The sequence below is a fragment of the Isoptericola sp. NPDC019482 genome, assembly GCF_040632295.1.
GTDB lineage: Bacteria > Actinomycetota > Actinomycetes > Actinomycetales > Cellulomonadaceae > Isoptericola.
This window is the reverse complement of record NZ_JBEYBQ010000048.1, coordinates 1-23,970: the sequence shown is the minus strand read 5'-3', so window position 1 is coordinate 23,970 and position 23,970 is coordinate 1. Positions and strand designations below refer to the sequence as shown.

Genomic DNA, 23,970 nt, shown 5'->3' with positions numbered 1-23,970 from the left:
ACCCCGCTGTTCATGCTGGACATGTGGGAGCACGCCTTCTACCTCGACTACCTCAACGTCAAGGCCGACTACGTCAAGGCCGTGTGGAACATCGCGAACTGGCAGGACGTCGCCGCCCGCCTCCAGCGCGCCCGCACCCAGACCGCCGGGCTGATCGTCCCGGCCTGACGACACCCCCGCGTTGTGAGCGCGATTTCGGGGACTATTCGGTCGCGAATAGTCCCCGAAATCGCGCTCACAACGTTCAGGCGGTGGGCCAGTCGACCTGCGGGGTCGGGTGGAAGGCCCACCCGCCGGCGCGCCAGGCGGGCGCCTGCGCGGCGGTGCGGGCGCGGAACGCCTCCCAGTCCTTGCGCTCGGGGGCGGTCCAGGCGACCTCGGCGACGGCGCCGAGGCGCGGCAGCAGCATGGAGAACAGCTCGTCGCGGGTGGTGATGGTCTCGGTCCAGACGGCGGCCTCGACGCCCTCGACGGAGTCGGCGGGCAGGCCGTCGATGACGGCGGTGGGCTCCCAGTCGTAGGAGTCGCGCAGCTCGACGTACCCGGCCCAGTGCAGGCCGAGCTCGTGCTCGGGCGTGTACTTCATGTCGAGGTAGGCGTGGTTGCCGGGAGACATGATGAACCGCGCGCCGGCCTTGGCCGCCGCGACGAAACGCGCGAACTCCTCGCCCTTGGGCTCCCAGTACTGCAGCAGCGTGCCGGGCTCCACGGGTCCCCGGGCGCCCTCCTGCCAGAAGATCGGCGTCTTGCCGTGCTCGCGCACGATCCGGGCGGCGAGCTCGACGAACCTCGCGAACTCCTCGACGTCCATGGTGTGCACCTCGTCGCCGCCGACGTGCACCCACGCCCCCTCCGTCATGCCGGCGACGTCGCCGATGATGTCGCGCAGGAACGGCTCGGTGGCGGGGTTGTCGAACCAGAGGCGGGAGAAGCCCACCTCGATCCCCTCGTACGGCTCGGTGGCCAGGCCGTCCTTGGTGAGCGCCCCGTAGACCTGCGTGGCCGCGTTGATGTGCCCCGGCATGTCGAACTCCGGCACGATCGTCACGAACCGCGTCGCCGCGTACTCCTGGAGCTCGCGGAAGTCGTCGACGGTGAGGAAGCCGGCCGTGCCGCCACCGACCTGGCTGTCGGACGCTTTCTCCAGCTCGGGGCGCGACGGCGTCTCGATCCGCCAGCCCTGGTCGTCGGTGAGGTGCAGGTGCAGCACCCGCAGCTTGAAGGCGCCGACCAGGTCGACGACCGCCCGGATGTCCTCGGGCCCGAACCAGTGCCGCACGACGTCGAACGACAGGCCCCGCCAGCGGTACCGGGGCGCATCGTGGACCACGACGGCGGGCACCTCGCGCGCTTCTCCCGCACCGGCCGGGACCAGCTGGCGCAGCGTGCGCACCGCGTGCAGCAGGCCGACGGGCTCGGGCGCCGTGGCCTCGACGCCGGCGGTCGTGACGCGCAGCGTGTAGCGCTCGGGGTTGTCGGAGCCCTCGGGCCCGGCGGCGTCGTCGAGCCGCAGCACGACCGGGGTGGCCTGCTCTCCGCCGTCCGCGGTGACGACGCGCACGCCCGCCGCCTCGAGCTGCTCGGCCGCGACGGCGGCGAGCGCGTCGTCCGGCGCAACGAGGCGGGCGGCGTCCAGGACGAGCGGCGCGGCGTCCTGCTCGTCGACGACGGCAGGCCAGGGAATCAGGGGCAGCACGGTGATCGGGTCTCCTGGGGCGCGGGTCGACGGGTCGGCGCCGACGGTCGATCGAAACGTTACGTTAGCGATCCTGCCGAATCGGTCGAACCCCTGTCAACGACGGCCCCCGGCGCCGCCGCCTCCGCTCAGGCCCCTCGCTCAGGACGCCGCGATCAGCACCGGCGCCGGTGCGGTCGGCACGAGCGCCCCGGCGCCGGCAGCCGGGCCCGACCACCCGAGGTGCACGCCGTCCGGCAGACCCGTGCTCACCTGGTTCCACACCCACTCGCCGGTCGTGGGTCCGCCGGTCCGGTCCGCCAGGACCAGCGTCTCCACCTGCGGCACCGAGCTCAGCAGCGACCGGTCAGGCACGGACTCGGGCCGTGTCTGGTGCACGACGAGCAGGCTCGGCGGCAGGCCCTCACGCGACACCAGGTCGGCCAGGTAGGCGGACACCTCGTCCACCTCGGCCGCCGTCATCTCGTGGGAGGTGGTGGTGACCCCGTCCCCCACGCGCGACTCGGGGTGCAGCGAGACGCCCACCCCGGGCGTGCGCAGCAGCGGCTCGGCCGCGCGCACCTGCTCGACCACGGCACCCGGGCCCGCGCCGACGTCGAGCAGCACGTACACCCCGGCGTCCCGCGCGGCGGCGACCAGGGGACGCAGCGCGTCCAGGTCCTCCTGGGTCACCCAGTCGCCGTCGTCGCCCGGGCCGCTCGCGGTGGCGCTGACCGGCAGCATCAGCGTCGGCACGACAGGAGTCCCCGCCTCGTCGCCGGCTTCGCCGTCACCGTCGGCCTGGCCGTCACCTCCGGCGCCGTCGGTCGGGGCGTACGCGGCAGCCGCGGCCTGGGCCCGCGCGACGGCGGCCGCGGGGTCGTCCCAGACGGAGGCGCCGACCGCGACGTACCGCGCCGGCAGCAGGTGCTGCGACCCTGTGGGCAGCAGGGCCGCCCGTTCCGCGGCCGCGACCCGCCAGGCGAAGGTGCCGGCGTCGCCGAACGACCGCCCCACCCCGACGACGGTCAGCGCCTGCGCCCGGTCCACGGTCTCGACGACCTGCCGCGAGGCGAGGTCGCCGTCGGGCACCTCGGTCGTGACGGCGCCCGCCGCGCGCAGCGACGCGATGGCGGCCTCCTGCCCGTCCTGCGGGTCGACGAGCGCGAGCACCTCCCGCAGCAGGCGTGGCTCCCCCTCCGCCCCGCCGGACGCCGACGGGGACGCACCCGCGCCGCCGAGGAGGCTGTCGAGCTCGTCGACCAGGTCCTCCAGGTCGTCCTCCTCGAGCGTGGGGCCCGCTCCGGCGTCCGCGCCGTCCGCCCCGCCCACGACGTCGGGGCCGACGGTGATCGCCTGCACGCCCGCGGCGTCCGCGGCCTGGCGCGCCGCCTCGCCCGGGTCCGCCTCGGCGCCCTCGTCGGCAGCGCCGGAGCCCTCCGTACCGTCCGCGACATCCGTGGCGGCGTCCTCCGCCCGCGCGTCGCCCGTGATGACGACCGCCGCGCGCGCGCCGAGCCGCTCCAGCTCCTCGACGACGCCCGTCCCGGTGCCGTCCGCCAGCAGGGCCGGGGCATGCAAGGCCACCGCCGTGGCGGCCAGCGCCTCGCGCGCCCCCGCGTCCCCCGCATCCGCGAGCACCACGACCTCCGAGCGCGCGAACACCGCCTGGCTCGTCGTCAGGGCGAGCTCGGCCGGGTCGGCGGCGTCGAGGAGCACCGTGTGCGCGGACAGGTCGCGCACCGCCACCGCCGGCGCCCCCGCCGACGGGCTCGCGGCCTCGCCGGGCGGCGAGGCGGCGCAGCCGGCAAGGGCGAGTGCACCGGTCAGGACGACGGGCAGGACGAATCGGACGTTCCGGAGGGGCACGCCCCTCATCTTTGCGCATCCTCGGACCGCTGGTCGACGGCTTCCACGACCTCGTCACAGGCGCGCGACCGCACGTCGCCGGAGCCGACTCCGGTCCACGACGTCAGGGAGCGGCGAGCAGCGCCATGATCTCCGCGTAGTGCCGCCGCTGCGCGGCGGAGAGGGGCGCGAGGAGCGCCTCCTGCACCCCGTCGAGAACGTCGTCGAGCCTCCGGAGCTCAGCGAGGCCGGGCGGCGTGATCGACACGATCTTGCGGCGCCGGTTCGCTCGGTCCTCCTCCCGCCGCACCAGGCCGCGCTCCTCGAGCTCCTGGAGGGCGCCTGTCACGTCGCTCCGGTCGATGCCGGTGTCCCGCCCGAGGTCGGCCTGGCTCTCGGGGCCCCACTGCTCGAGCGCGGCCAGGAGCCGGTAGTGGTAGCCGCGCAGACCGTCGCCCTGCTCGGCGAACGCGCCGGCGAGCAGGGCCGAGGATCGCGCCGCGGCGCGACCCAGCAACCACGTCGGCCTGTCCTTCTGCCGGTCGGGCGTGCGGCGGGGAGGGAGCGGCTCACGCATGCCCCGAGCCTAGCCGAATGTTGGCGCAACCCACGATTGTATGTATGTTGGTCTAGCCAACCTTGGAAACCCCAACAAAGGAGCACGGCCATGAACAGCAGGACGCCCCGGGTCCTCGTGGTGGGCCGCAGCGCGCAGGCCCTCACCGAGACCGTCTCGATGCTGCGCGCCCGCGGCATCGCGGCGAACGCGACCAACCAGTACGACCGGGTGCTCGAGGACTACGACGCCCGCGACCTCGACCTCGTGCTCTTCGGCGGTCAGGTGCCGGCCGCACTGCGCGAGCACCTGGAGGCGGAGCTGCTCCGCCGCCATCCCCACGTCCGGCTCCGCAGCGGGCTGGGAGGACTCGCACCGCTGCTCAGCGCCCAGGTCGAGGAGCTCCTCGGCGGCCCGCCGTCCGGCGTCGAGCACGACGCCGAGGCCCGCGAGCTGCGCGTCACGCTCGCCACCCCCGCCCACGTCACGGCCACGGCGCTCTGGGCCGTGCCCGTCCCGCCCGACCCGGTCCCCCACGCCGTCGCGCTCCTCGACACCACCCTGCAGGCCGGACGGCACACGATCCCCGTGCCGCCCGACGTGCCGGCGCAGGGCGCGTTCGCCGCTGTCCGCGTCGGCGACCGCACCACGGTCGTGCGGCTCGGCCCCGCACCGCGACCGGCCGCTCGCGGCACCGCTCCGACGCCGCTGCCGGCGCCTGAACCGGTCGCCACGCGCCTCCCGTGGGAGGAGCCCGCGCCCCGGGTGCCGTGAACCGGCGATGTCGCACCCGCCCGGCACCATCGGGGCATGCCGAGCGACCTCCTCCTGCGCGTCCACGGCCCGGAGTTCCGGGCCATGTCCGAGAGGGTGCTGCGCGCCACCGAGCTCACGTCCCGCCTCAACGTGCTGCCCTTCGACGACGAGGCGGGCAAGGCCGACCTGTTCGAGCAGATCCTCGGCCGACCGCTCCCGTCGAGCGTGACGATCTACCCGCCGTTCTTCACGGACCACGGGCTGAACCTCGACCTCGCCGAGCGGGTGTTCGTCAACCAGAACTGCACGTTCCTCGACTACGCCGGCATCCGGCTCGCCGAGCGCGTCATGGTGGCGCCACGGGTCACGTTCATCACCGTGGGCCACCCGGTCGACACCGACGACCGCAAGGTCTGGCTCACCGGCGGACCGATCGACGTGGAGGAGAACGTGTGGATCGGCGCGGGGGCCACCGTCCTGCCGGGCGTCACCATCGGCCGTGACTCGGTGATCGCCGCCGGGTCCGTCGTCGCCGACGACGTCCCGCCGCGCAGCCTCGTCACCGGCGGCAAGGCGACGGTGCACCGCAGCTGGTGAACCGTGGGCCCGGGGTGAAATGCGGCCCGACGGTTGAGGCCCTCCGCCACCCGTTCCTACGCTGCAGAGGTGTCCGCGGCAGGTCGGGACGTCGCCAGCACCTCGCGACGCCGCCTGCGCCGCGAGGCGTGGGGCTTCGCCGTCGGGTCGCTGTGCTTCCTGGTCGGGGCGCTGCCGCCGTACGCCGACGCCGTGGGCGCGGTCGGGGCGGGTGTCACGTTCGTCGTCGGGTCGGTGTTCTTCACGGCCGCGGCGTTCGTCCAGCTGAGCCTCAGCGGCCGCCGCCCGCCGCGGGCCGGCACGCACCCCGCCGACCGGTGGGACTGGTGGGCCGCCGCGGTCCAGCTCGCCGGCACCCTGTGCTTCAACGTGAGCACGGTCGTCGCCCTGGCGGCCGCGCTCGACGACCCCGCTCGGCTCGGCGCGGGCTGGAAGCCCGACGCGTACGGCTCGGTCGCGTTCCTCGTCTCGTCCGCGTTCGCGATCGTCGCGACCCGCGACCGGGGACACCTGTGGGACCTCGACGCCCGGACCTGGCACGGCACCTGGCTCAACGCCGTCGGCTCGGTCGCGTTCGCCGCCTCCGCCGTCGGGGCGTACGTGGAACCGTCCACGGGCACCTACCTCAGCGCGTGGTGGGACCAGGCAGGGACCCTCGTCGGTGCGCTCTGTTTCCTCGTCGCGGCGCTGCTGTCGCGGCGCACGGCCTGACCCAGGGTGCGTCCGGAAGTGCCCGGGAACGACGAAGGCCGCCGCACCAGGTACGGCGGCCTTCGGCCTTCGGTGGAGCTAGGGGGATTCGAACCCCCGACCTTCTCATTGCGAACGAGACGCGCTACCAACTGCGCCATAGCCCCGAGAGCGGTGCCAACATTAGCACCCCGTCACGGCAAGTCACCAAATCGGCTCAGCCCGCCGCGCGACGGCGGGCGAGGATCTCGTCCAGCGGCAGGCCGAGGGTCTCGGTGCGCGGCCTCGGCTCGTCCCCCACCGCCAGGTCCGACGGCCCGGCCGCGGACGGCGGCGTCGCGTCCAGCGTGCCAGGAGCACGCTCGGGCGCGGCTGCGCCGGCCGGCGTCGCGGTCGGCCCGAGGGTGGCGCGCATCGTCGCCGCCAGGGCGGCGCCGCGCGCGGCGTCGGTCGGCGGCAGCGGCCGGCCGGCTCCACGCCCGGCCCCACGACCAGCCCCGGACGCGGGGAGACCATGCGGCTCGCGCCGCGGCGCCGCCGGCTTCGTCACGTAGGTGGGCAGCGGCACGGGCACGGGCTCCCATGGCTCGGAGCCGACCGGCGGGGGCCCAGCGGGCACGACGTCGCCGCGCTCCCCCGGGTCCACGAGGACGACGGGCTCCGGCGTCGCCGCCGGCTCGTCGGCGCGGACGTCGAACACGAGGCGCTCCGACGACTCGGCGGGGCGGCGGCGTGTGGCCGGCTCGGGCTCCGCGCTCTCCTCGCCGCGGGTGTCGACGGCCGGGGCGGTCACGCGGGACCCGGGCGAGGCGGGCTCGGCGCGGCGCGTGACCCGTGGGGAGGTGCGGGCCGCGGGCTGGCCTGACACCGACACCCGCGGGATCAGCTGCGTGTGGGTCGCCGACGGGCGCACCGCGTGGCCGGTCACCCGGGGGCGGTTGCGCGGCGCGTGCGGTCCACCGTTGGCGAGGGCGCGCGCCTCGGTCGCCTGTCGCCGGGCCGCCTTGCGTTCCGCGGCCCAGCGCGCGTCGGCACGCCGGGCCTGCAGCACCGCGACGCGGCCCAGCACCAGCACGGCCAGCAGCATCGCGGTGGGCGCGGCCCCGGCGTACCAGCCGGCCAGGCCGAGCCCGACGACGACCCAGCCGCCGATCGTGAGGAGCACCAGCAGGACGGTCAGCAGGAGGCGGCGGCGCGCCCGCGCGGCGCGCTGCTCGAGCAGGGCGAGGCGGGACTCGTGGGGCCGGTCGGGCTGCCCCGTGGCGCGCGGGGCCGTCAGGGCACGCGACGCGCCCCCGTCGTCGTCCAGACCCATCGGTCGCTCCCCTCGTCCGCCCTCCGACGACGTGCCCGGCACCAGCAGCGGCGTCGCACCGCCGGTCGGGGTCGTCACCCCGCGCGTGCCGCCCGCGCCCGCCACCGCCAGCACCCGGAGGCCGCCGGAGAACCTGTCGTCCACCCGCGCGTCCAGCAGCTGCTGGCGGTGCCGCAGCCGGTGCGGCACCCAGAAGCCCAGCCACAGGACGAACAGCGCGAGCACCGCGAGTCCTGCCGCCGACGTTTCCACGTCACGACGGTAGGGGACGCGACGACGCCGCGGACGCACGCCGCCGCGGCGTGTCCGTGGTCGGGCCCGCGCTCACAGCGTTCGGGGCCAGCCCGGGTCAGGCGCCGTCGCCGTCGCGCACCCGCTGCCAGCGGGCCAGGAGGCCCTCGGGCACGTCCTCGGTGGTGAGCGCGAAGGTGCGGTGGTCGCGCCAGTGTCCCTGGATGTGCAGGTAGCGCTCACGCAGGCCCTCGTCGCGGAACCCGAGCTTCTCCACCACCCGCAGGCTCGGGCCGTTCTCCGGGCGGATGTTGATCTCGATGCGGTGCAACCCCAGCACGGCAAGGCAGTAGTCCCCCGCCATCGCGACCGACGTCGGGATGACGCCGCGGCCCGCGACCTCGCGCGACACCCAGTACCCGATGCTCGCGGAGCACAGCGAGCCGTAGACGATCTGGGACACGGTGAGCTGCCCCACCAGGGCCCCGTCGAGCTCGACGGCGAACGGCAGCGTCGTGCCCGCGCGCGCCTGCGTGGACAGCGCCCGCAGGTAGTCGCCGAACGTCGACGCGGCGGGCCGCTCCCCCGGGGACGTCGCCTCCCACGGCTCGAGCCAGCTCGCGTTCGTCGACCGCAGGCGCAGCCACTCGGGTCCGTCCTTGCGGCGCAGCGGGCGCAGCACGACCGTGCCCGAGGGCCCGTCCTCGCGCAGCGTCACCGGCCACGGCCGGGACACGACCCATCCCCGGGCGAGCTTGTGCGTCATGCCACCTCGTTCCGTCCCGACGCTCACGCCCCTGCCCGATGGCGGAGCCGTTCTCGGCGTCTCCGGCGCGCGCCGGGAACTTCCCGGACGGGACCCTGCCACAATGACCCCATGCACGGCGACCGCAACGGATCGAGAGCACACCAGCCCTACCCCGTCGTCGCCGGGATGGAGGCCGCGGACGCCAAGGAGGAGCTCCGCCGGGCCATCCGCGCGCACCGCGCCGAGCGCTCCCCGCGCCTGCGCGACGAGGCCGCGCACGCCTTCGCCGAGGTGCTCGCCACGGTGCCCGCCGTCCGCGACGCGAAGGTCGTCGCGACCTACGTCTCCCGCCCCACCGAGCCGGGCACTCACGTCCTCCTGGAGCAGCTCGCGGCACGCGGCGCCCGGGTGCTGCTGCCCGTGCTCGGCGCGGGCCTGGCCCGGGACTGGGCCGAGTACGCCGGGCCCGACGACCTGCTCGAGCGCGCCCCGGGCCGGCCACCCGAGCCGAGCGGACCCACGCTCGGCGCCGAGGCCATCACCGAGGCCGACGTCGTCGTCGCGCCGGCCCTCGCCGTCGACGACCGCGGCGTCCGCCTCGGCCAGGGCGGAGGCTGGTACGACCGGCTGCTGAAGATCCGGCGCCCGGGCGTGCCCGTCGTCGCGCTCGTCTTTCCCGAAGAGCTCTACGACGCCACCACCCACCCGCTGCCCGCCGAGGGGCACGACGTGCCAGTGCACGCCGTCGTCACCCCCGACGGCTGGCGGGAGCTCCCCGATTCCGCGAGGTAGCTCGCGGCGTCAGGGCACGAGCGTCGCGCGCGTCGTCGCCGCCTCCTCGACCGCCTCGCGGGTGAACGGCCACGCGAACGTCTTCCCCGCGGCCCAGTCGTCGAGCTGGTCGTCGTAGTGCGACGACGCCGGGTGGCCGGACACACCGGTGACCGTCACCCAGGTCGACGCGTCCAGGTCGGCCAGGTCCACCACCATCCGCATGGACGGACCGGTCGTCACGGCAAAGCTCCCGGTGCCGGCGTCCCACCCCGTCGCGTTGACGATGGACGAGCCGCCGGGCATCCGCACCGGGCCGGGGTTGACGAGGTCGCGCACCAGCCCGGGCACCTCCGGACCACCGATCACCGGGTGCTCGAGCTGCAGCGTGTGCAGCGTGCCCCACTCCCAGTCGGCCGGGTCCTTCGACAGCTCGACCGTGAGGTCACGGCGCGCACTGGTCAGAGCCCGCGTGAGGATCTCGTCGCGCGACTCGACGACGTTCGCCGTCGTGCGGTCGTCCCAGAACGCGTCCTCGGACCGGTCGAGCATCGACGTCACCACGAGCAGCCACTGCGACCCGCCGTCGGGGCGCATGCTCGGGGGCAGGTCGTCCCAGAACGCCTCCTGCAGGAGGTTGCGCCACACCGCCGCGAAGTAGGCGGCCGCCGGCGAGTCCGCGTCCATCCGGTAGTCCCAGTCGGCGAGCAGCTCCTGACCGGCCGCGACGTACGAGTCGTCGAGGTCGATGTCGAGCAGCGTGGGCACCAGGGCCTGGGCGAACGCCGACCAGTCGTCGTTCTGGATGCGGTTCATGTCCTGCGCCGTGAACGGGCGGCCGGCCGCGATCTGCTCCGAGAGCAGGGTGCGGATGCGCTCCGAGCGGTACCCGTAGTCCCAGTCGTCCGCGAGGTAGGGCTGTGACCCGTCGCGGAGCACGGCCTGGTTGGCCGCCACGACGAAGCCCTCCTCCGGGTCGAGGGCGCGCGGCATGTCGTCGGCGTCCACCCAGCCCTGCCAGTCGTAGCGGGGGTCCCAGCCCGGGCGCGGCCAGGTGCCGTCGGACGGCACGGGACCCTTGACCTTCGATCGCACCGGGATCCGGCCGGGCGCCTGGTACCCGATGTGCCCGTCCGTCGTGGCGAACACGATGCTCTGCGCCGGCACCTCGAACAGCGCCGCGGCGGCGCGCACGTCGTCGGCGTCCTTCGCCGTGTCGAAGGCGAAGACGGCGTCCGCCGTCCGACCGGGCTGCAGCGCCGTCCACCGCAGGGCGACGGCGTACTCACCGAACTCCGTGCCCTCCGAGGTGGGCGAGCCCACGACGTCGCCGACGTCGAGCACGTCCGAGACGATCGGCCCGTGCTCGGTGCTGCGGACCGTGAGGTCGACGGGAGTGCCGCCCGCGACCCGGATCGTCTCCTGGCGCGTGTCGAGCTGCTCCCACTGCTCCGCGCCGGCGTCCTTCAGCCACGTGTCGCCGCGCACCCGCTCGATGAAGAAGTCGGTGACGTCGGCGCCCATGTTGGTCAGGCCCCACGCGAGGTCGCCGTTGTGCCCGATGACGACGCCCGGGAAGCCCGCGAAGGAGAAGCCGGCGACGTCGAACGGGCACTCGGCCGAGACCTCGTTGCAGTGCAGTCCCACCTGGGCCCAGATCCCCGGCGCGGACAGCGCGAGGTGCGGGTCGTTCGCGAGCATCGGCTCGCCCGACTCCGTGTGCTCCCCCGACACGACCCACGAGTTGGAGCCGGCCGCGTCCCCGCGGCCGACCAGCACCGGCACGGCGTCGAGCGCGCTCCGCGTGGACTCCATCGCGGCCCCCAGCGCGGCGACCGCGTCGCCGCCCCCCGCCGCGCGACCCGCGAGGGCCGACGTCAGCTCGGCGTCGGTGGCGTCGGTGGCGTCGATGCCCGTGTCGCCGTCCGCGCCCGTGTCCGACGCGGGTGCCGAGCGTTCGTTGTCCAGGTCGCGGCCCCGCAGCACCGGCCGGTTGCCGCTCTCGTCGTACGCCGGGAAGAGCTCGTCGACCAGGTCCGTCTCGCCGAGGGTGCTGTACGCCAGGGCACGGTCCAGCTCGCTGTCGTAGTTGCCGCGCAGGTCCCAGGCCATGGCCTTGAGCCAGGCGAGCGAGTCGACCGGGTCCCACGGCTCCGGCTCCGCGACCTCCACGCGCGCCCCCAGCACGGTGTACTCGACGCCGAGCTCCTCCGGGTCGCGGCTCTCGAGGTAGGCGTTCACGCCCTGCGCGTAGGCCTGCAGGTAGTCGCGCGACTCGTCCGAGATGACGTGCCACTCCTCCTCGGCCACCTGCCGCCATCCGAAGGTGCGGGTCACCTTGTCCGCGTCGATCGCCGCCGGGACGTCGCCGACCAGCTCGGCGAGCCGGCCGGACGTCACGTGGCGGCGGTAGTCCATCTCGAAGAAGCGGTCCTGCGCCTGCAGGTACCCCTGAGCGCGGAACAGGTCCTCCGGCGTGTCCGCGTAGACCTGCGGCACGTCCTGGGCATCACGACGCACCTCGACGGCGGAGCTGAGGCCCGGCACCTGCTGCGATCCCTTGTGGTCCGGCAGCGGACGGCGCAGCGTGACGACGGCGAAGACGGTCCCGGCCACGAGGGCCAGCACCACGACGACCGCGACGCCGACGACGGCGCTGCGGAGCCGCGAGCGCCGGCGGGGTGCCTCCTCGGTCTCCGTCACGTCCTGGGAGGGGTCGGGCTCGGACGGGTTTCCGGGTTCTGCAGGGGTGACGGTCGCTGACACGCAGGCGAGACTACCGTCCGGCGTATGATTGGCACTCGCATCACCTGAGTGCCAGCATCGCGCCCCTCTCGGCGGGTGCCGGCGTCCGCCACGAGGAGATCACGTGCCCACCTACGCATACCGGTGTGCCGACTGCGGCCACGCCTTCGACGTCCACCAGTCGTTCACGGACGACTCGCTGACCGTCTGCCCCGAGTGCGGCGGCACGCTGCGCAAGCAGTACGGCTCCGTGGGCGTGACGTTCAAGGGCTCGGGCTTCTACCGCACCGACTCGCGCTCCGGCTCGGGCAAGAGCTCCGGCTCGTCGTCGACGTCGTCGAGCAGCTCGTCCGGTTCATCGAGCTCGTCGAGCAAGGACTCCTCGAGCGGCTCGTCCTCGACCGGCTCGTCGAGCACGTCGTCGTCCGGGTCGTCGAGCTCGTCGTCGAGCTCGTCCAAGGCCGCCGCCTCCTGACCGTCCGGCGGCGCGTCGACGACGCCGCCGCGGCGGTCCCGGCCACGGACGCTGCCCCCAGGCCGGCGCTGTCCACAGCCTCGCGCACCGCTCCGACGCACGGAGCCCGAGCGGCCTAGCGTCGCCCGCATGCCGCTGCCCGACACGCTCCCCCGATCCGCCGCCCGCCGCGCCCCGGACCCGCCGGCCGGGACGTCGCGCCCGCCCGAGCCCGGCGGCCCGGCCGGACGACGCCGGGTCGCGCGCCGGCTGCGGTCCGTGCTCTGGCGGGTGCGTTTCGTGCTCGCCGCCGTCTGCTGCGGCCTCGCGGCCGTCGCCGTCGTGCAGGCGGTGCGGCCGGCCCCGCCGCCTTCCGTGGCCGTCGTGGTCCCCGCCCACCCGCTCGCCGCGGGCGAGCCCGTCGCCGCCGACGACCTCACCACCGTCGCCGTGGCCGCGGCCCTCGTCCCCGACGGCGCCGTCACGGACCCCGACGACCTCGTCGGGCGCTCTCCGGTGACCACGCTGCCCGCCGGGCTCCCCCTCCATCCCGCGCTGCTGCCTGGCGGCGGCGTGGTCGCGCAGGCCCCGAAGGGAACGGTGGTGGTGCCCGTGCGCCTGGAGGACACCGCGGCCGGGTGGCTGCGACCGGGCGACCGCGTGGACCTGGTGGTGACCGGCGACGCCGCGCGCCCCGCCGCCGGCGACGGCGCGGAGGGCTCGAGCGACTCCGACCGAGAGGACGACGCGTACCTCGCCCGACGTGCGCTCGTCCTGCCGCGGCCGGACTCCGCCGAACCCGCCGGGGGCGGCGGCCTGCTGGCCGGCGCCACCGGCACGTCGCAGGGCGCGGACGTCACGCTCGTGGCGGTGTCCGAGGACGAGGCCCCCGGGCTGTCCGCCGCGTCCGGGTGGGGCACCGTCGGTGCGGTCCTCGTGCGGTGACCGCGCGCCGGGCGGCAGCGGCGCGGTGGCACCCGGCGTTGCAGCCCGCCGCCTCCCCCGCGAGAATCGGCGACCGTCAGCCCACGCCCGGTTCGTCCCGGGCGCGCCGCACCACAGGGGGAATCACGTGAAGAGCATGCTCGCAGGGTTCAAGGAATTCATCATGCGAGGAAGCGTCGTCGACCTCGCCGTCGGCATCATCATCGGCGGCGCGTTCACCGCCGTCGTCACGGCGATGGTCGACAACATCCTCAACCCGATCATCGGCGCCATCTTCGGCAAGCCCGACCTGACCAATCTCTGGGACATCACGCTGCGCCCGGAACACGGCGACATCCCTGCGTCGGTGGTGTCGATCGGCGGCTTCCTGGACGCCGTCCTCAACTTCCTCATCATCGCGGCCGCGCTCTACTTCGCGATCGTCATGCCGCTGAACAAGCTGGCCGAGCGCCGCGCGCGCGGCCAGGAGGAGGAGCCGGAGCCGCTGGCGCAGGACACGGTCCTGCTGCAGGAGATCCGCGACCTGCTCGCCGCGCAGTCCGGCCGCTCGCAGTACTGAACCGCGAGCACCGACGCCGCCGGCCGAGCCCGCCGAGACCGAGAGTCCCGGACCGACCGGCGGCGTCGTCAGCGTCGACCCCAGTGCGGCGGCACGTCGCGCAGCAGCCGGTCGTCGTTGTCGGCATGACCGCCGCGATCGTCGGCGGTCTCGCCCAGCACCGTCTCGCGTTCGGTGCCCTGGCGGACCACGCGGCGTCGCGCCTGCTTGCGCGAGGTCGCGTCGCCCGCCGTCGCGCCGGGCTCGGGGCGGGCCCGGTCGGAGGATTCGCTCACCCGACCATTGTCCGACACCACGGTCAGGCCTCGGGCCGAGCCTCCGGCGACTCGTCGTCGCCCGTCGCCTCCTCGCCGTCACGGCCCGCCGCTGCATCGGCATCGCCGCTCGTGACACCGTCGGCAACGTCTACCTCGGCACCCTCCGGAACTACCTCGGCGTCGCCCGGTACTCCCTCGACGTCGTCCGGAACTCCCTCAGCACCCTCCGGAACTGCCTCGGCAGCGTCCGGAACCACCTCGGCGTCGGCTGGATCGACCAGGTCCTCGACAGCGACCTCGACGTCGGGGGCCACTCCGAGGTCGGCGGGCGGCTCGTCCTCGTCCGGCAGCACCGGCACCACGACCTCCCGCGGGGGGACCACACCCCCGGCGGTGCCGATCCGCTCGTCGCGCACGCGCTGCACGAGCCGGCGCACGCGGTCGGCCTCGCCGTCGGGGTCGAGGAACGCGGCGGCGGACCACACCTGCGTCACGACCCACCCCAGGCGCTCCAGCCGCTCCGCGAGCTGCCGGTCGCGCACGCGCACGGACGGCTCCGCGACGTACGCGGCGTCGTCGGTGAGCACGGCGACGAGCAGCTCGCCCGGCAGGTCGGGGTGCCCCACGACCAGCGGGATGCGGTCGCCGTCGGAGGCGCCGTAGTCGGTCTCGACGAGGTAGCCGAGCTTCCAGAGCCGCTCGCCGAGGTCGACCAGCAGGCGGTCGGGCGCGCGGCCGACGTCGACGCCGTTACCGAGCCGCACCTGGTCCGCGACGTCGGACCGGCGCTCGGCCAGCTCCAGGGTCTCGACGAGCAGGCGCGGGCCGGCGCTGCGCAGCCGCTCGGGGTCGAGCGCGTCGGCCGTGAAGCAGGACACGACGTGCAGCCGCTTGCGGGTGGCGGCCAGGGCGCCCACCAGCATGGCCTCTCCCCCGGCCTCCCCGAGCACGCCGAAGCGGTGCAGCACGCGGCCGTGCGGCGTCCGGCCGAAGCCGACCGACAGCAGCACCGTGTCGCGCGACAGCCCGGCCACGCCGGTGATGTCCGCGACGACGACGGGCTCGGGCCGCGAGCCGGAGAAGAACGGCGCCAGCGCGGGGTTGGCCCGCACCTCGGCCAGGAGCGCCTCGCGCACCCGGTCGGCGTGCGCGGCCGTCACCGTGACGATCGCGAACGTCTCCTCGGGGCGGGTCAGGGCGTGCTCGATCGACACCTCGACGACGCGGTCCACCTCGGCCTGCGTGCTCTCGACGCTGCCGGAGACCGGGTCGGGCATCCCGGTGCCCTCCACGACGTCCAGGTGCACCAGCGGCTCGGCGCGCGGCAGGGGCGCCGGACGCAGCAGTCCGTCGTACCCGTGCGCGGCGAGCAGGCGGGTCAGCTCCGGGTCGCGGCTGTGCTCGTGCGGCTGCAGCGTCACCGAGGGCAGCAGCGCGGAGAGCTCGTGCACGCTGGAGCCGGACGCCGACCGCGGGTCGCCCACCACGACGACCTGCCGCCCGCGGGCGAGGGCCGGCACCACGACCTCGGTGGGCACGTGCTGCACCGCGTCGAGGATCACGACGTCGGCGGTGCGGTGCTCCGGCAGCAGGTGCGGCACCAGCGTGGGCGTGGCGACCAGCGCGGGGCGGAGGCGGCGCAGGATGTCGCCGTGCCGTTCCGCCAGGTCGCGCAGCGTCGTCAGTCGGCCCTCGATGAGCTCGGTGAACAGGGCCTCCGCCGAGTCCCGGTCCTCCCGCATCGCGGACCCGAGGTGCGCCCGCGCGGCGACGCGTACCGGCTGAGAGAGGGCGGCGAGGTGCGCGCGGTCGAGCTCGCGGAAGCGCCGGGCGAGCGCGTCGAGACCGACGCCGTCCTGCCCGGCGAGCACCGGGTCGGCGGTGAGCAGCTGCTCGAAGACGGACGACCACCAGGCGAGCTCGAGCTCCGCGGCGACGAGGTCGCCGGGCACGCGCCGGTCGATGAGGTCGTCCACCAGGTCGCCCACGCCCGCGGACCGCGCCGCGCGCAGCAGGCTGGTGCGCTCCGGCAGCACCGTCAGGGCGTCCGAGTCCCCGGCGAGCCGCTGCAGCCGCTCGGTGAGGCCGTCGAGGTCGAGGTCCAGCAGGTGGCCACCCAGGGTGGTGGGCGCCAGCACGGGTTCGAGCGCCTCGAGGTCGATGCGCACGGCCTCGTAGGTGTCCTCGATGGAGGCGAGGCCCTCGGGGAGCGTGGGCCACCCGCCCCGCTGGGCGTGCTCCGCCCAGACGTCGCGCTGCTCCTGCACCTGGACCAGCGCCTCGTGCAGGTTCGGCACCCGCACGCCCGGTCGCACCATGTCCTTGGCGCGCTTGCGCAGCCGACGGCGGGCGAACCAGCCCATCTCGATGCCGTGCTCGGCCCGCCAGCGCCGCGACGCCGTCGCCTGCACGAGGTCGGCGGCCGTCCGCTCGAAGACCATCGGGTGGAACAGGTCGAGCGTGCTGCGCATCCCGCCGAGCATCGCGAGCTGCTCGCCCCAGCCGCGCACCGTCGTCGGCGTCGTCAGTCCGGTGACCTCGCCCGTGTACGCGAGCTGGCGGCGCAGCTGCGGCACGGTGACGTCGCGCAGCCGTTCGACCCGCACCAGCGCCTGCCGCGCGTCGTCGTCCGTGAGCAGCTGCGCCCCGTACCAGGGCGTGGACGACGGGCGCAGCGTGAACGCACCCAGCGCGGCGGCACGCTCCAGGCCACCCGCGATCTCGCGGCGCCGCTCCGGCGTCAGCGCGAGCACAGACTCCGAGGCGAGGCGCACGGTGGTCGATGGCGCGGGCCGCTCGGCGGTGAGGCGCGCGAGCGCCTGCAGCGCGTCGTACGCGGACACCTGCCACGGCGAGCGAGGCTGGTGCAGCGCCTCGATGTAGCCCGTGAGCTGCGCGCGGGTGCCGATGAGCGCGTCGCGCACGCGCGCGGCGCCATCGACGTCCACCTGCTCGGGCTCGCTGGCCATCGCGGACAGCAACCGCCGGGTCACGTCCTCGCGCCACGTCGGGTGCGGTGGCACGTCGAGCAGGAGGCTCTCCAGGCCGAGGGACTCCAGCCGCAGCGCCAGCCGGTCCGCGGCGCGGCGGTGCCCCGTCACGTACAGCACGGAGCGGCCCGCGGCGGTCGCCTCGCCGACGACTGCGGCGAGGGTGCCCGCCACGTCCGCGCCGACCGGCGCGTCGACGAACAGGTGCCCGCCCGTGGCCAGCGCGTCCAGCACGGATCGCTGCTGCGGGTCGAGGTCGCCCACGCCGCGCTCGCGCGTCGGGTCCGCGTCTCCCCGGCGCGGGGCCGGGAGCTCGAGCGCGGACAGCCGCTGCGCCGCGTCGTCCACCCCGGCGAGCGCTGCGACCACCTCGTGCCGGTGCAGCGAGGGCGCCAGCTGGTCGAGGTCGTCGACCAGCGCCTGGCCCGGGTGCACGAACGTCCCGACGAGCACGCGGCGGTCGAGCTGGAAGTCGTCCAGCACGGCCTCGCCGAGCGCCGCCACGCGCGCCAGCACGTCGGTCGGGTCGAAGCCGGCGAGCGTGAACGTCGCCTTGGCCAGCGCCGCCGGGTCGAGCAGCGCCCCGTGCGCGCGCAGCGTGCGCGCCACGACGGGGTTGATCTCGACCGTCGGCTCCAGCGTGAGGTCGTAGTCGGCGCCGCCGTCCCCGCGCGGGGTGAGCGTCACCGGGCGGAGCACGACCGGCGCGTGCACCACGCGGCCGGCGGGCTGCGCGGCGTCGGGGTCCGACGGCGTCGCCCGCGGCGCGGCGGCCGGCTCGCGGGCCGCCATCGACACCACGGGGATCGACGTCGTCAGCGCCGGCCCCTCGGCGTCCTGGTCGTCGGCCGTCGCGCGCCCCTCTGCAGAGGCGTGGGCGTCCGTCGCACCGTCCGACGGCGAACCGTCGAGGTCCGACGGCGAACCGTCGAGGTCGGCGGCGCCGTCCTCCGGCTCGTCGACCGTGGCGCCGTCCGCGCCCGGAGCGCCCGTCGCCGTCGTGCCCGAGGACGCGACCCGGGCGAGCGCGGCGACGTCGTGCCGCTGCGGTCCGCCGCCGCCGAACGGGACCTCCGGACCGTCGTCGTGCTCCGTCCAGGTCGCGACGCCGATCGCGAGGTACGTGGGCGCGACGCCGTACCGGGACGCGTGCTCCGCGGCGCGGGCCGCGACCGCGCGGGCGCGCCGCCGGGCGGCGGGCAGCGCTTCGCCCTCGCGGACCAGGTTGGACAGGCGGGTGGGACGGCCGGCGAAGAGGCCGGCCACCCCGTTCGGGTGCGCCTTGGACAGGTCGACGATCGCCTCACCGAGCAGGCCGACGTCGGACAGGGACGAGCCACCCACCATCTCCACCAGCGAGGCGCGCCAGCGGCGGGTCGCCGACTCGACCGACGACGCCGCGGCGGACGACGCGCTCTCCCGCCGGCCGTCGCCGCCGGACCTCCCCGCCGGTCTCGGGTCCTGGCGGGCGCCGGCGTCGTGCGCGGCGGAGGACGGTTCGGAGGCGTCGGGTCCCGCCGCCGGGCCGCCGTCCGAGCCCGTCCGGAGGGACGGGTCCGGCGCGGCGGGTGCCCCGGCAGAGGGGTCGACCGCGGTCGTGGCGGTGGATCGTCGGGCGGCTCTCACGCCAGCACGGTAGAACGGGCGGCCGCCGCGCCGGCGTCGGCGCGCCGAGGAACCGCCGGAGCACGCGCTCCCGCGCCCGGGCCGGGCAGGGAGGTGCGTGGAGGACGAGAGCGCATAGACGCCCCCTCGGCGGGGGGTCCGAAGGGGCGTCGGGCCGGGCTCGGCCCGGCAAGGGACAGCGCGCACCGCGCAGGGGGCGGGCGATGCGCGCCGTCAACGAGAGTGTGCCGCCCGCGCGTGACGCCGTCAATAAGGCACGGGGGGCAAACCTTGCAAGCGGTCTGAGGAAGCTCAGAGGCCTGAGCGCGCCCGGGCCCACGAAGGCCGACTGACCACGAGGTAGTTCCGGACTGCGCCAGGTAGTTCCGGACTGCGCGAGGTAGTTCCGGACTGCGCGAGGTAGTTCCGGACTGCGCGAGGTAGTTCCGGACTGCGCGAGGTAGTTCCGGACTGCGCGAGGTAGTTCAGATCCCGGCGAGGTAGTTCGACTACTCCTCGGTCGCGCTGTCGTCGATCCCCGTCGCGGCGATGTCGCGCAGCGCGTCCAGGTGGTCCCGGAACGCCCGGCGTCCCTTCGGGGTCAGGCGCAGCCAGGTGCGAGGCCTGCGGCCCACGGCGCCCTTGCGGACGGCGACGTAACCCGCCTGCTCGAGCACGGACACCTGCTTCGACAGGACGGAGTCGCTGATGCCGACGCCGTCGCGGACCACCCCGAACACCGCCTCGTCCACGCTCGCGAGCGCCGCCACGATGCTGAACCGGACCGGTGCGTGGATCACGTCGTCGAGTCGGTGGCGAGGGTGCTCCTGGCCGCCGCCGTCGCTCATCGGACCGGCCCCGTCCGGATCCGTGCCCCGGCGACGACGGCGGGGGCGGCGATCACCAGTCCCGCGACCGTCGCGAGGAGCGGGGAGGGCGCGGGCGGGTCGCCGAGAAAGACGAACCACAGCAGCGTCAGGAGCGGCACCCCCGAGCCGAGCACCCCGACGACGGCGATGCGCCGCGCACGACGCGGCACCGTCCGGGCCGCGCGCTCCCGGTGCCGGGCGAGAGCCACGATCGCGACGAGGTACCCGAGCTGGACGGCGAACGTGACGACGCCGCCCCAGCGGGTGTCGTCGACCGACCAGGCGACGGCGCCGAAGACGCCGAGCACGACCCCGTACCCGACCGCGACGCGGGCATGCACCCGCCGTGCGCCGTCGTCCTCCAGGCCGACGGCGCCCGCGCGCTCCAGGAGCTGCCGCGCCTCGTGCGGGGTCGGGCCGCTCATCGGTCGCCCCTCCCCGGGATCCAGGAGTCCCACCAGATGCGATGAGCCGCCGCCAGACAGGGCAGCGCCACCAGCAGCGCGCAGCAGCCCAGCACGGCCGGATCAGCCGGGTCGAGCCCGGCGCGGCGGACGACCTGGTCGGTGAGCACGTACATCACCATCGGCAACGGCCCGGGCCACAGGCGCGTCATCCATCCGAGGCGCGGAATGGCGCCGGTCCGGGCGTCGACCAGCCGCCACAGCAACACCACGAGCCCGACGAACACGACGAGCGGGACGACGATGCGCACCGGCGTCGGTATCGAGTCGGGGACGGCCCAGCGAGCGGCGGAGAACCCTCCCCAGAGCACCCCGACGGCGACGGCGAACAGCGTCCACACCGTGCGGTCCGCGCGCTCGACGACGGTGACTCGTTCGGCCTGCTCGAGCAGGGCGGCGGCCTCGGCGGGGCGGGGCGCTGGGTCGGTCATGCATACGAGGCTAGCAACTACTTTCCACGATGGAAAGTAGTTGTCGGAGGCATAGCCACTGACTGCTACTCGCCCGTCTCGCCGTCTGCCAGCTCCCGCACGATGTCGAGGTGCCCCGCGTGCCGGGCGTACTCCTGTAGCACGTGGAAGCAGATCCACAGGAGGGTGGGCGGCAGGCCGTCGTCCGCGGTGAAACGCCCGCCGACGGCGCCCCGCTCGTCGAGGCCGTGGCCCGCCAGGACGTCGCGCGTCTGCTCACCGCCCGCGTACAGGGCGGCGACCAGCTCGTCGCGGCTCACGTCGTCGGGCACGTGCCAGGGGCTGTCGGGTGCGTCGTCGGCGTTGTCACCCCACGGCTGGGCGACCGGCTCGCCCAGGAACCCCCAGACGAACCACCGGCGCTCCATGTGCACCAGGTGCGTCAGCAGCTCCAGCGGGGTCCAGCCCGAGGGCAGCAGGCTGGTGCGCAGCTGAGCGTCGGACAGGCCGTCCAGCTTCCGCGCCACCACCGCGCGGTAGTGGTCGAGGTACGCGGCGAACTGCACCGCCGGGTCGGCGGAGTCCAGGCGCGGCTCGACGTCGGGGGAGGTCACGACGCCAGGCTATGCCCGCTCCCCCGCAGAGGCCTCGCAGATTTGCAAGCTGTCGACCTGCATAAATTGCGAATTCTTGACCAAAGTGCGCCTGAGAGGATTCGAACCTCCGACCTACCCTTTAGGAGAGGGTTGCTCTATCCACTGAGCTACAAGCGCCGGCACCTTCGACGACGAAGGCGACCCACAGCCTAGCGCTCGCTTCGCGCAGTGCCGACGACCGTCAGCCACTCACGGCGGCACTTTGTGCTGAGGGCGGCAGTTCGAACTGCCGCCGCGAGCGCGAACTGCCGCCGCGACGGTGCCGCCGGCGTCAGGGGTGACCCGACCGTCAGACCCAGCGCGCCGGGTCCGCGACGACCGACCTCAGCACCTCGCGCGCGCCGCCGGTGAGGGCGGCGTGCGGGCCGGCGGCGGCGGGCCGCACGTCGACGGGCGCGAAGGGCGCGGCGAGGGCGCGCTCCTCCACGACCCCGCCGACGACGTGCCCCACCCAGTCGAACAGCTCGGCGTACGCGCCGCCGAGCACGATGGTGGAGACGTCGACGAGGTTGACGAACGTGGCGAGCGCAGCGCCGAGCGCCCGGCCGGCGCGGCGGACGGTGTCGAGGGCGGCGTCGTCGCCGGCGCGCAGCAGGTCGACGATCGCGTGCACGGGCGCCGACGGCGGCAGGCCGGAGCCGCGCAGCAGCACCTCCTTGCCGGCGTATTGCTCGAGGCACCCGGTGGCGCCGCACGAGCAGCGGGGGCCGGCGGGGTCGACGACCACGTGCCCGATCTCGCCGTTCCAGCCCCGCTCCCCCAGGAACAGGTGCCGGTCGACGACGATCCCCGCGCCGACGCCGACGTCGCCGGAGACGTAGAGGAAGGACGGCGGCACGTCGCCGGCCAGCTCGGCGAGGGCGGCGAGCTTGGCCTCGTTCGCCACCTCGACGTCGAGCGGTGCGCCGTCACCGGTCCGCAGGTCGAGCTCGGGGACGGGCTCCACGGACGACCACCCCAGGTTGGGCGCCACCTCCAGCCGCGCGCCGCGCACGTCGACGAGGCCGGGTAGCGCGAGCCGCGCGCCGGCGACCCGCATGCCACCGGCCTCGACCTCGGCGATCACCTCGACGGCGAGGGCGCGGAGCCGGGCGAGCACCTCACGGGGGTCGGAGTCGTGCAGGGACCCGCTGACGACGCGTTCGGCGACGACGTCGCCCAGGAGATCGAGGGCGCGCGCGCCGAGGTAGTCGACGTTCACCTCCAGGCCGAGCCCGACGACGGACCGGCCGGCGGGCACGAGCGGCACGGCGGGGCGGCCGGCCTTCTGGGCCGCGACGGGCGGCAGCTCCGCCACGAGCCCCCCGGCGACGAGGCGGTCGACGAGGGTCGAGACCGTGGCGCGGGTCAGGCCGGTGGCGGCGGCGACGTCGGCGCGCGACGGTGGTGCGGAGGCCTCGAACACGGCCGCGGCGACGAGGCGCAGGTTCCGCTCGCGGAGGGTGTGCTGGCGCGACGCGGCCCCGCCGTCGGGCATGCGGGGCGCCGCTGCGGGCGTCGTCGTCGAGGTGGCTGGCACGTGTTGACTCTAGCCCAGCGACGCGCAATAGTTCAGCCGTACAACAAAACTCGACGAGGAGAGATCCGTGAGCGACATCAAGTACTCGTTCGGCCTGTGGACCGTCGGCTGGCCGGCGAACGACCCCTTCGGCACCGCGACCCGCCCCGACCTCGACCCGGCGGAGTCCATCCGCAAGCTGGCGGACCTGGGCGCGTGGGGCTTCACGTACCACGACAACGACGTCTTCCCGTTCGGCGCGGACGAGGCCGAGCGCCGGCGCGGCATCGACTCGGTGAAGAAGGCCGCGGAGGAGTCCGGTCTCGTCTGCGAGATGGTCACCACCAACACCTTCAGCCACCCGATCTTCAAGGACGGCGCGTTCACCTCGAACAACCGCACCGTGCGCCGCTACGGCCTGAAGAAGGTGCTGCGCAGCGTCGACAACGCCGCCGAGATGGGCGCGTCCACGTTCGTCATGTGGGGCGGCCGCGAGGGCACCGAGTACGACAACTCGAAGGACCTCATCTCGGCGCACGCCCGCTACGCGGAGGGCATCGACACCGTCGCCGCCTACATCAAGGAGAAGGGCTACGACCTGCGCATCGGCCTGGAGCCGAAGCCGAACGAGCCCCGCGGCGACATCTTCCTGCCGACCATCGGCCACGCGATCGCGCTGATCAACACGCTGGACAACGGCGACATCGTGGGCCTCAACCCGGAGACGGGCCACGAGCAGATGGCCGGCCTCAACTACACGCACGGCATCGCGCTGGCGCTGTACTGCGGCAAGCTGTTCCACATCGACCTCAACGGCCAGCACGGCCCGAAGTACGACCAGGACCTGGTGTTCGGCCACGGCGACCTGCTCTCGGCCTTCTTCACGGTCGACCTGCTCGAGAACGGCGCCCCCAACGGCGGCCCGCGCTACGAGGGCCCCCGCCACTTCGACTACAAGCCGAGCCGCACCGAGTACCTCGACGGCGTGTGGGAGTCGGCCAAGGCGAACATGGCCACCTACGGCATGCTCGCCGCCAAGGCCAAGGCCTACCGCGAGGACCCGGAGGTCCAGAAGGCGTTCGAGCACGCCGGCATCTTCGAGCTGGGCGAGTCGACGCTGGCCGAGGGCGAGTCGTTCGACGCGTTCCTCGCCGACACCTCCGCCGACGAGGACGTGGACGTCGACGCCGTCGCCGAGCGCGACTACGGTCTGGTGCGTCTGCACCAGCTCGCGCTGCAGCACCTCATCGGCTGACGCCCGACCCCCGCCACCCCAGTGTTGTGGGCGCGATTTCGGGGACTATTCGGTCGCGAATAGTCCCCGAAATCGC

At 74.8% G+C, this 23,970-nt stretch carries 22 protein-coding genes, 2 tRNA genes and 1 pseudogene; 9 read left to right on the top strand and 16 right to left on the bottom strand.

What is annotated here, in order from left to right; genetic code table 11:
- Window positions 1-168: Fe-Mn family superoxide dismutase (locus ABZ493_RS20240; RefSeq protein WP_430583922.1), on the top strand; the 168-nt coding region annotated here is incomplete at its 5' end.
- A gap of 76 nt (window positions 169-244) precedes the next feature.
- On the opposite strand, the gene ABZ493_RS20235 is transcribed toward ABZ493_RS20240, so the two are convergent.
- The 3 genes from ABZ493_RS20235 to ABZ493_RS20225 form a co-directional block, all read right to left on the bottom strand.
- Window positions 245-1,696 carry a family 20 glycosylhydrolase gene (locus ABZ493_RS20235; RefSeq protein ID WP_430583921.1) on the bottom strand — a complete coding sequence of 484 codons (1,452 nt, stop codon included), beginning with the start codon at window positions 1,694-1,696 and terminating at the stop codon, window positions 245-247.
- A gap of 141 nt (window positions 1,697-1,837) precedes the next feature.
- Complete coding sequence (locus tag ABZ493_RS20230) at window positions 1,838-3,544, bottom strand: hypothetical protein (RefSeq protein WP_430583920.1); 1,707 nt, start codon at window positions 3,542-3,544, stop codon at window positions 1,838-1,840.
- A 103-nt stretch (window positions 3,545-3,647) separates the two neighbouring features.
- Window positions 3,648-4,100, bottom strand: coding sequence for a MarR family transcriptional regulator (locus ABZ493_RS20225; RefSeq protein ID WP_430583919.1), 453 nt, complete (start codon window positions 4,098-4,100; stop codon window positions 3,648-3,650).
- Window positions 4,101-4,190: 90 nt separating this feature from the next.
- Between ABZ493_RS20225 and ABZ493_RS20220 the strand changes: the two genes are divergently transcribed.
- The 3 genes from ABZ493_RS20220 to ABZ493_RS20210 all read left to right on the top strand — a co-directional run bounded on the left by ABZ493_RS20220 (window position 4,191) and on the right by ABZ493_RS20210 (window position 6,143).
- Entirely contained in the window at window positions 4,191-4,853 is a 663-nt protein-coding gene (locus tag ABZ493_RS20220; RefSeq protein WP_430583918.1) for a hypothetical protein, read from the top strand.
- Window positions 4,854-4,889: 36 nt separating this feature from the next.
- Entirely contained in the window at window positions 4,890-5,432 is a 543-nt protein-coding gene (locus ABZ493_RS20215; protein ID WP_430583917.1) for a sugar O-acetyltransferase, read from the top strand.
- Between the two features lie 69 nt (window positions 5,433-5,501).
- Window positions 5,502-6,143 carry a hypothetical protein gene (locus tag ABZ493_RS20210; RefSeq protein ID WP_430583916.1) on the top strand — a complete coding sequence of 214 codons (642 nt, stop codon included), beginning with the start codon at window positions 5,502-5,504 and terminating at the stop codon, window positions 6,141-6,143.
- 73 nt (window positions 6,144-6,216) lie between these two features.
- On the opposite strand, the gene ABZ493_RS20205 is transcribed toward ABZ493_RS20210, so the two are convergent.
- The 3 genes from ABZ493_RS20205 to ABZ493_RS20195 all read right to left on the bottom strand — a co-directional run bounded on the left by ABZ493_RS20205 (window position 6,217) and on the right by ABZ493_RS20195 (window position 8,434).
- Window positions 6,217-6,289: transfer RNA gene (locus ABZ493_RS20205), tRNA-Ala, on the bottom strand.
- 50 nt (window positions 6,290-6,339) lie between these two features.
- On the bottom strand, window positions 6,340-7,689 hold the full coding sequence (locus ABZ493_RS20200) for a hypothetical protein (RefSeq protein WP_430583915.1): 1,350 nt from the start codon (window positions 7,687-7,689) through the stop codon (window positions 6,340-6,342).
- A gap of 97 nt (window positions 7,690-7,786) precedes the next feature.
- Window positions 7,787-8,434, bottom strand: coding sequence for a GNAT family protein (locus ABZ493_RS20195; RefSeq protein WP_430583914.1), 648 nt, complete (start codon window positions 8,432-8,434; stop codon window positions 7,787-7,789).
- Between the two features lie 111 nt (window positions 8,435-8,545).
- Between ABZ493_RS20195 and ABZ493_RS20190 the strand changes: the two genes are divergently transcribed.
- Window positions 8,546-9,208, top strand: coding sequence for a 5-formyltetrahydrofolate cyclo-ligase (locus ABZ493_RS20190; protein ID WP_430583913.1), 663 nt, complete (start codon window positions 8,546-8,548; stop codon window positions 9,206-9,208).
- Between the two features lie 9 nt (window positions 9,209-9,217).
- On the opposite strand, the gene ABZ493_RS20185 is transcribed toward ABZ493_RS20190, so the two are convergent.
- Entirely contained in the window at window positions 9,218-11,953 is a 2,736-nt protein-coding gene (locus ABZ493_RS20185; protein WP_430583912.1) for a penicillin acylase family protein, read from the bottom strand.
- A gap of 103 nt (window positions 11,954-12,056) precedes the next feature.
- Between ABZ493_RS20185 and ABZ493_RS20180 the strand changes: the two are divergent.
- Window positions 12,057-12,197, top strand: a pseudogene (locus ABZ493_RS20180) (FmdB family zinc ribbon protein); the annotation flags it as partial.
- 14 nt (window positions 12,198-12,211) lie between these two features.
- On the opposite strand, the gene ABZ493_RS20175 reads toward ABZ493_RS20180, so the two are convergent.
- The gene (locus ABZ493_RS20175; protein WP_430583923.1) at window positions 12,212-12,391 is read right to left on the bottom strand and encodes a hypothetical protein; all 180 of its coding nucleotides are present in this window, start codon (window positions 12,389-12,391) and stop codon (window positions 12,212-12,214) included.
- Window positions 12,392-12,536: 145 nt separating this feature from the next.
- Between ABZ493_RS20175 and cpaB the strand changes: the two genes are divergently transcribed.
- Both cpaB and mscL read left to right on the top strand, forming a co-directional pair.
- Window positions 12,537-13,331 carry a Flp pilus assembly protein CpaB gene (gene cpaB, locus ABZ493_RS20170; protein ID WP_430583911.1) on the top strand — a complete coding sequence of 265 codons (795 nt, stop codon included), beginning with the start codon at window positions 12,537-12,539 and terminating at the stop codon, window positions 13,329-13,331.
- 163 nt (window positions 13,332-13,494) lie between these two features.
- Entirely contained in the window at window positions 13,495-13,890 is a 396-nt protein-coding gene (mscL, locus tag ABZ493_RS20165) for a large conductance mechanosensitive channel protein MscL (RefSeq protein ID WP_430583910.1), read from the top strand.
- Window positions 13,891-13,958: 68 nt separating this feature from the next.
- Here the strand turns inward: mscL and ABZ493_RS20160 are convergent, their stop codons facing one another.
- The 8 genes from ABZ493_RS20160 to ABZ493_RS20125 form a co-directional block, all read right to left on the bottom strand.
- Entirely contained in the window at window positions 13,959-14,165 is a 207-nt protein-coding gene (locus ABZ493_RS20160) for a hypothetical protein (protein ID WP_430583909.1), read from the bottom strand.
- 23 nt (window positions 14,166-14,188) lie between these two features.
- Entirely contained in the window at window positions 14,189-18,763 is a 4,575-nt protein-coding gene (locus tag ABZ493_RS20155; protein ID WP_430583908.1) for a hypothetical protein, read from the bottom strand.
- 488 nt (window positions 18,764-19,251) lie between these two features.
- Window positions 19,252-19,590 (bottom strand): transcriptional regulator, encoded by a 339-nt coding sequence (locus tag ABZ493_RS20150; RefSeq protein ID WP_430583907.1) that lies wholly within the window; start codon window positions 19,588-19,590, stop codon window positions 19,252-19,254.
- Complete coding sequence (locus tag ABZ493_RS20145) at window positions 19,587-20,036, bottom strand: hypothetical protein (RefSeq protein ID WP_430583906.1); 450 nt, start codon at window positions 20,034-20,036, stop codon at window positions 19,587-19,589. The genes ABZ493_RS20150 and ABZ493_RS20145 overlap by 4 nt, the downstream gene beginning before the upstream one ends.
- Window positions 20,033-20,506 (bottom strand): hypothetical protein, encoded by a 474-nt coding sequence (locus ABZ493_RS20140; protein ID WP_430583905.1) that lies wholly within the window; start codon window positions 20,504-20,506, stop codon window positions 20,033-20,035. Before ABZ493_RS20140 ends, ABZ493_RS20145 begins: the two co-directional genes overlap by 4 nt.
- A 65-nt stretch (window positions 20,507-20,571) precedes the next feature.
- Window positions 20,572-21,099, bottom strand: coding sequence for a DinB family protein (locus ABZ493_RS20135; RefSeq protein WP_430583904.1), 528 nt, complete (start codon window positions 21,097-21,099; stop codon window positions 20,572-20,574).
- A gap of 86 nt (window positions 21,100-21,185) precedes the next feature.
- Window positions 21,186-21,258 (bottom strand) — tRNA-Arg (locus ABZ493_RS20130).
- 172 nt (window positions 21,259-21,430) lie between these two features.
- Window positions 21,431-22,660 (bottom strand): ROK family transcriptional regulator, encoded by a 1,230-nt coding sequence (locus ABZ493_RS20125; protein ID WP_430583903.1) that lies wholly within the window; start codon window positions 22,658-22,660, stop codon window positions 21,431-21,433.
- 67 nt (window positions 22,661-22,727) lie between these two features.
- On the opposite strand from ABZ493_RS20125, the gene xylA reads away from it, so the two are divergent.
- A complete protein-coding gene (xylA, locus tag ABZ493_RS20120; protein ID WP_430583902.1) occupies window positions 22,728-23,894 on the top strand; it encodes a xylose isomerase in 1,167 nt (388 codons plus the stop codon).
- Window positions 23,895-23,970 lie beyond the last annotated feature (76 nt).

Bases quoted from the DNA above. Each gene is read 5' to 3' on its own strand.
- mscL (WP_430583910.1), top strand. From the start codon at position 13,495: ATGCGAGGAAGCGTCGTCGACCTCGCCGTCGGCATCATCATCGGCGGC.
- cpaB (WP_430583911.1), top strand. From the start codon at position 12,537: ATGCCGCTGCCCGACACGCTCCCCCGATCCGCCGCCCGCCGCGCCCCG.
- ABZ493_RS20225 (WP_430583919.1), bottom strand. From the start codon at position 4,100: ATGCGTGAGCCGCTCCCTCCCCGCCGCACGCCCGACCGGCAGAAGGAC.
- ABZ493_RS20220 (WP_430583918.1), top strand. From the start codon at position 4,191: ATGAACAGCAGGACGCCCCGGGTCCTCGTGGTGGGCCGCAGCGCGCAG.
- ABZ493_RS20195 (WP_430583914.1), bottom strand. From the start codon at position 8,434: ATGACGCACAAGCTCGCCCGGGGATGGGTCGTGTCCCGGCCGTGGCCG.
- ABZ493_RS20145 (WP_430583906.1), bottom strand. From the start codon at position 20,036: ATGAGCGGCCCGACCCCGCACGAGGCGCGGCAGCTCCTGGAGCGCGCG.
- ABZ493_RS20140 (WP_430583905.1), bottom strand. From the start codon at position 20,506: ATGACCGACCCAGCGCCCCGCCCCGCCGAGGCCGCCGCCCTGCTCGAG.
- ABZ493_RS20150 (WP_430583907.1), bottom strand. From the start codon at position 19,590: ATGAGCGACGGCGGCGGCCAGGAGCACCCTCGCCACCGACTCGACGAC.
- ABZ493_RS20215 (WP_430583917.1), top strand. From the start codon at position 4,890: ATGCCGAGCGACCTCCTCCTGCGCGTCCACGGCCCGGAGTTCCGGGCC.
- ABZ493_RS20190 (WP_430583913.1), top strand. From the start codon at position 8,546: ATGCACGGCGACCGCAACGGATCGAGAGCACACCAGCCCTACCCCGTC.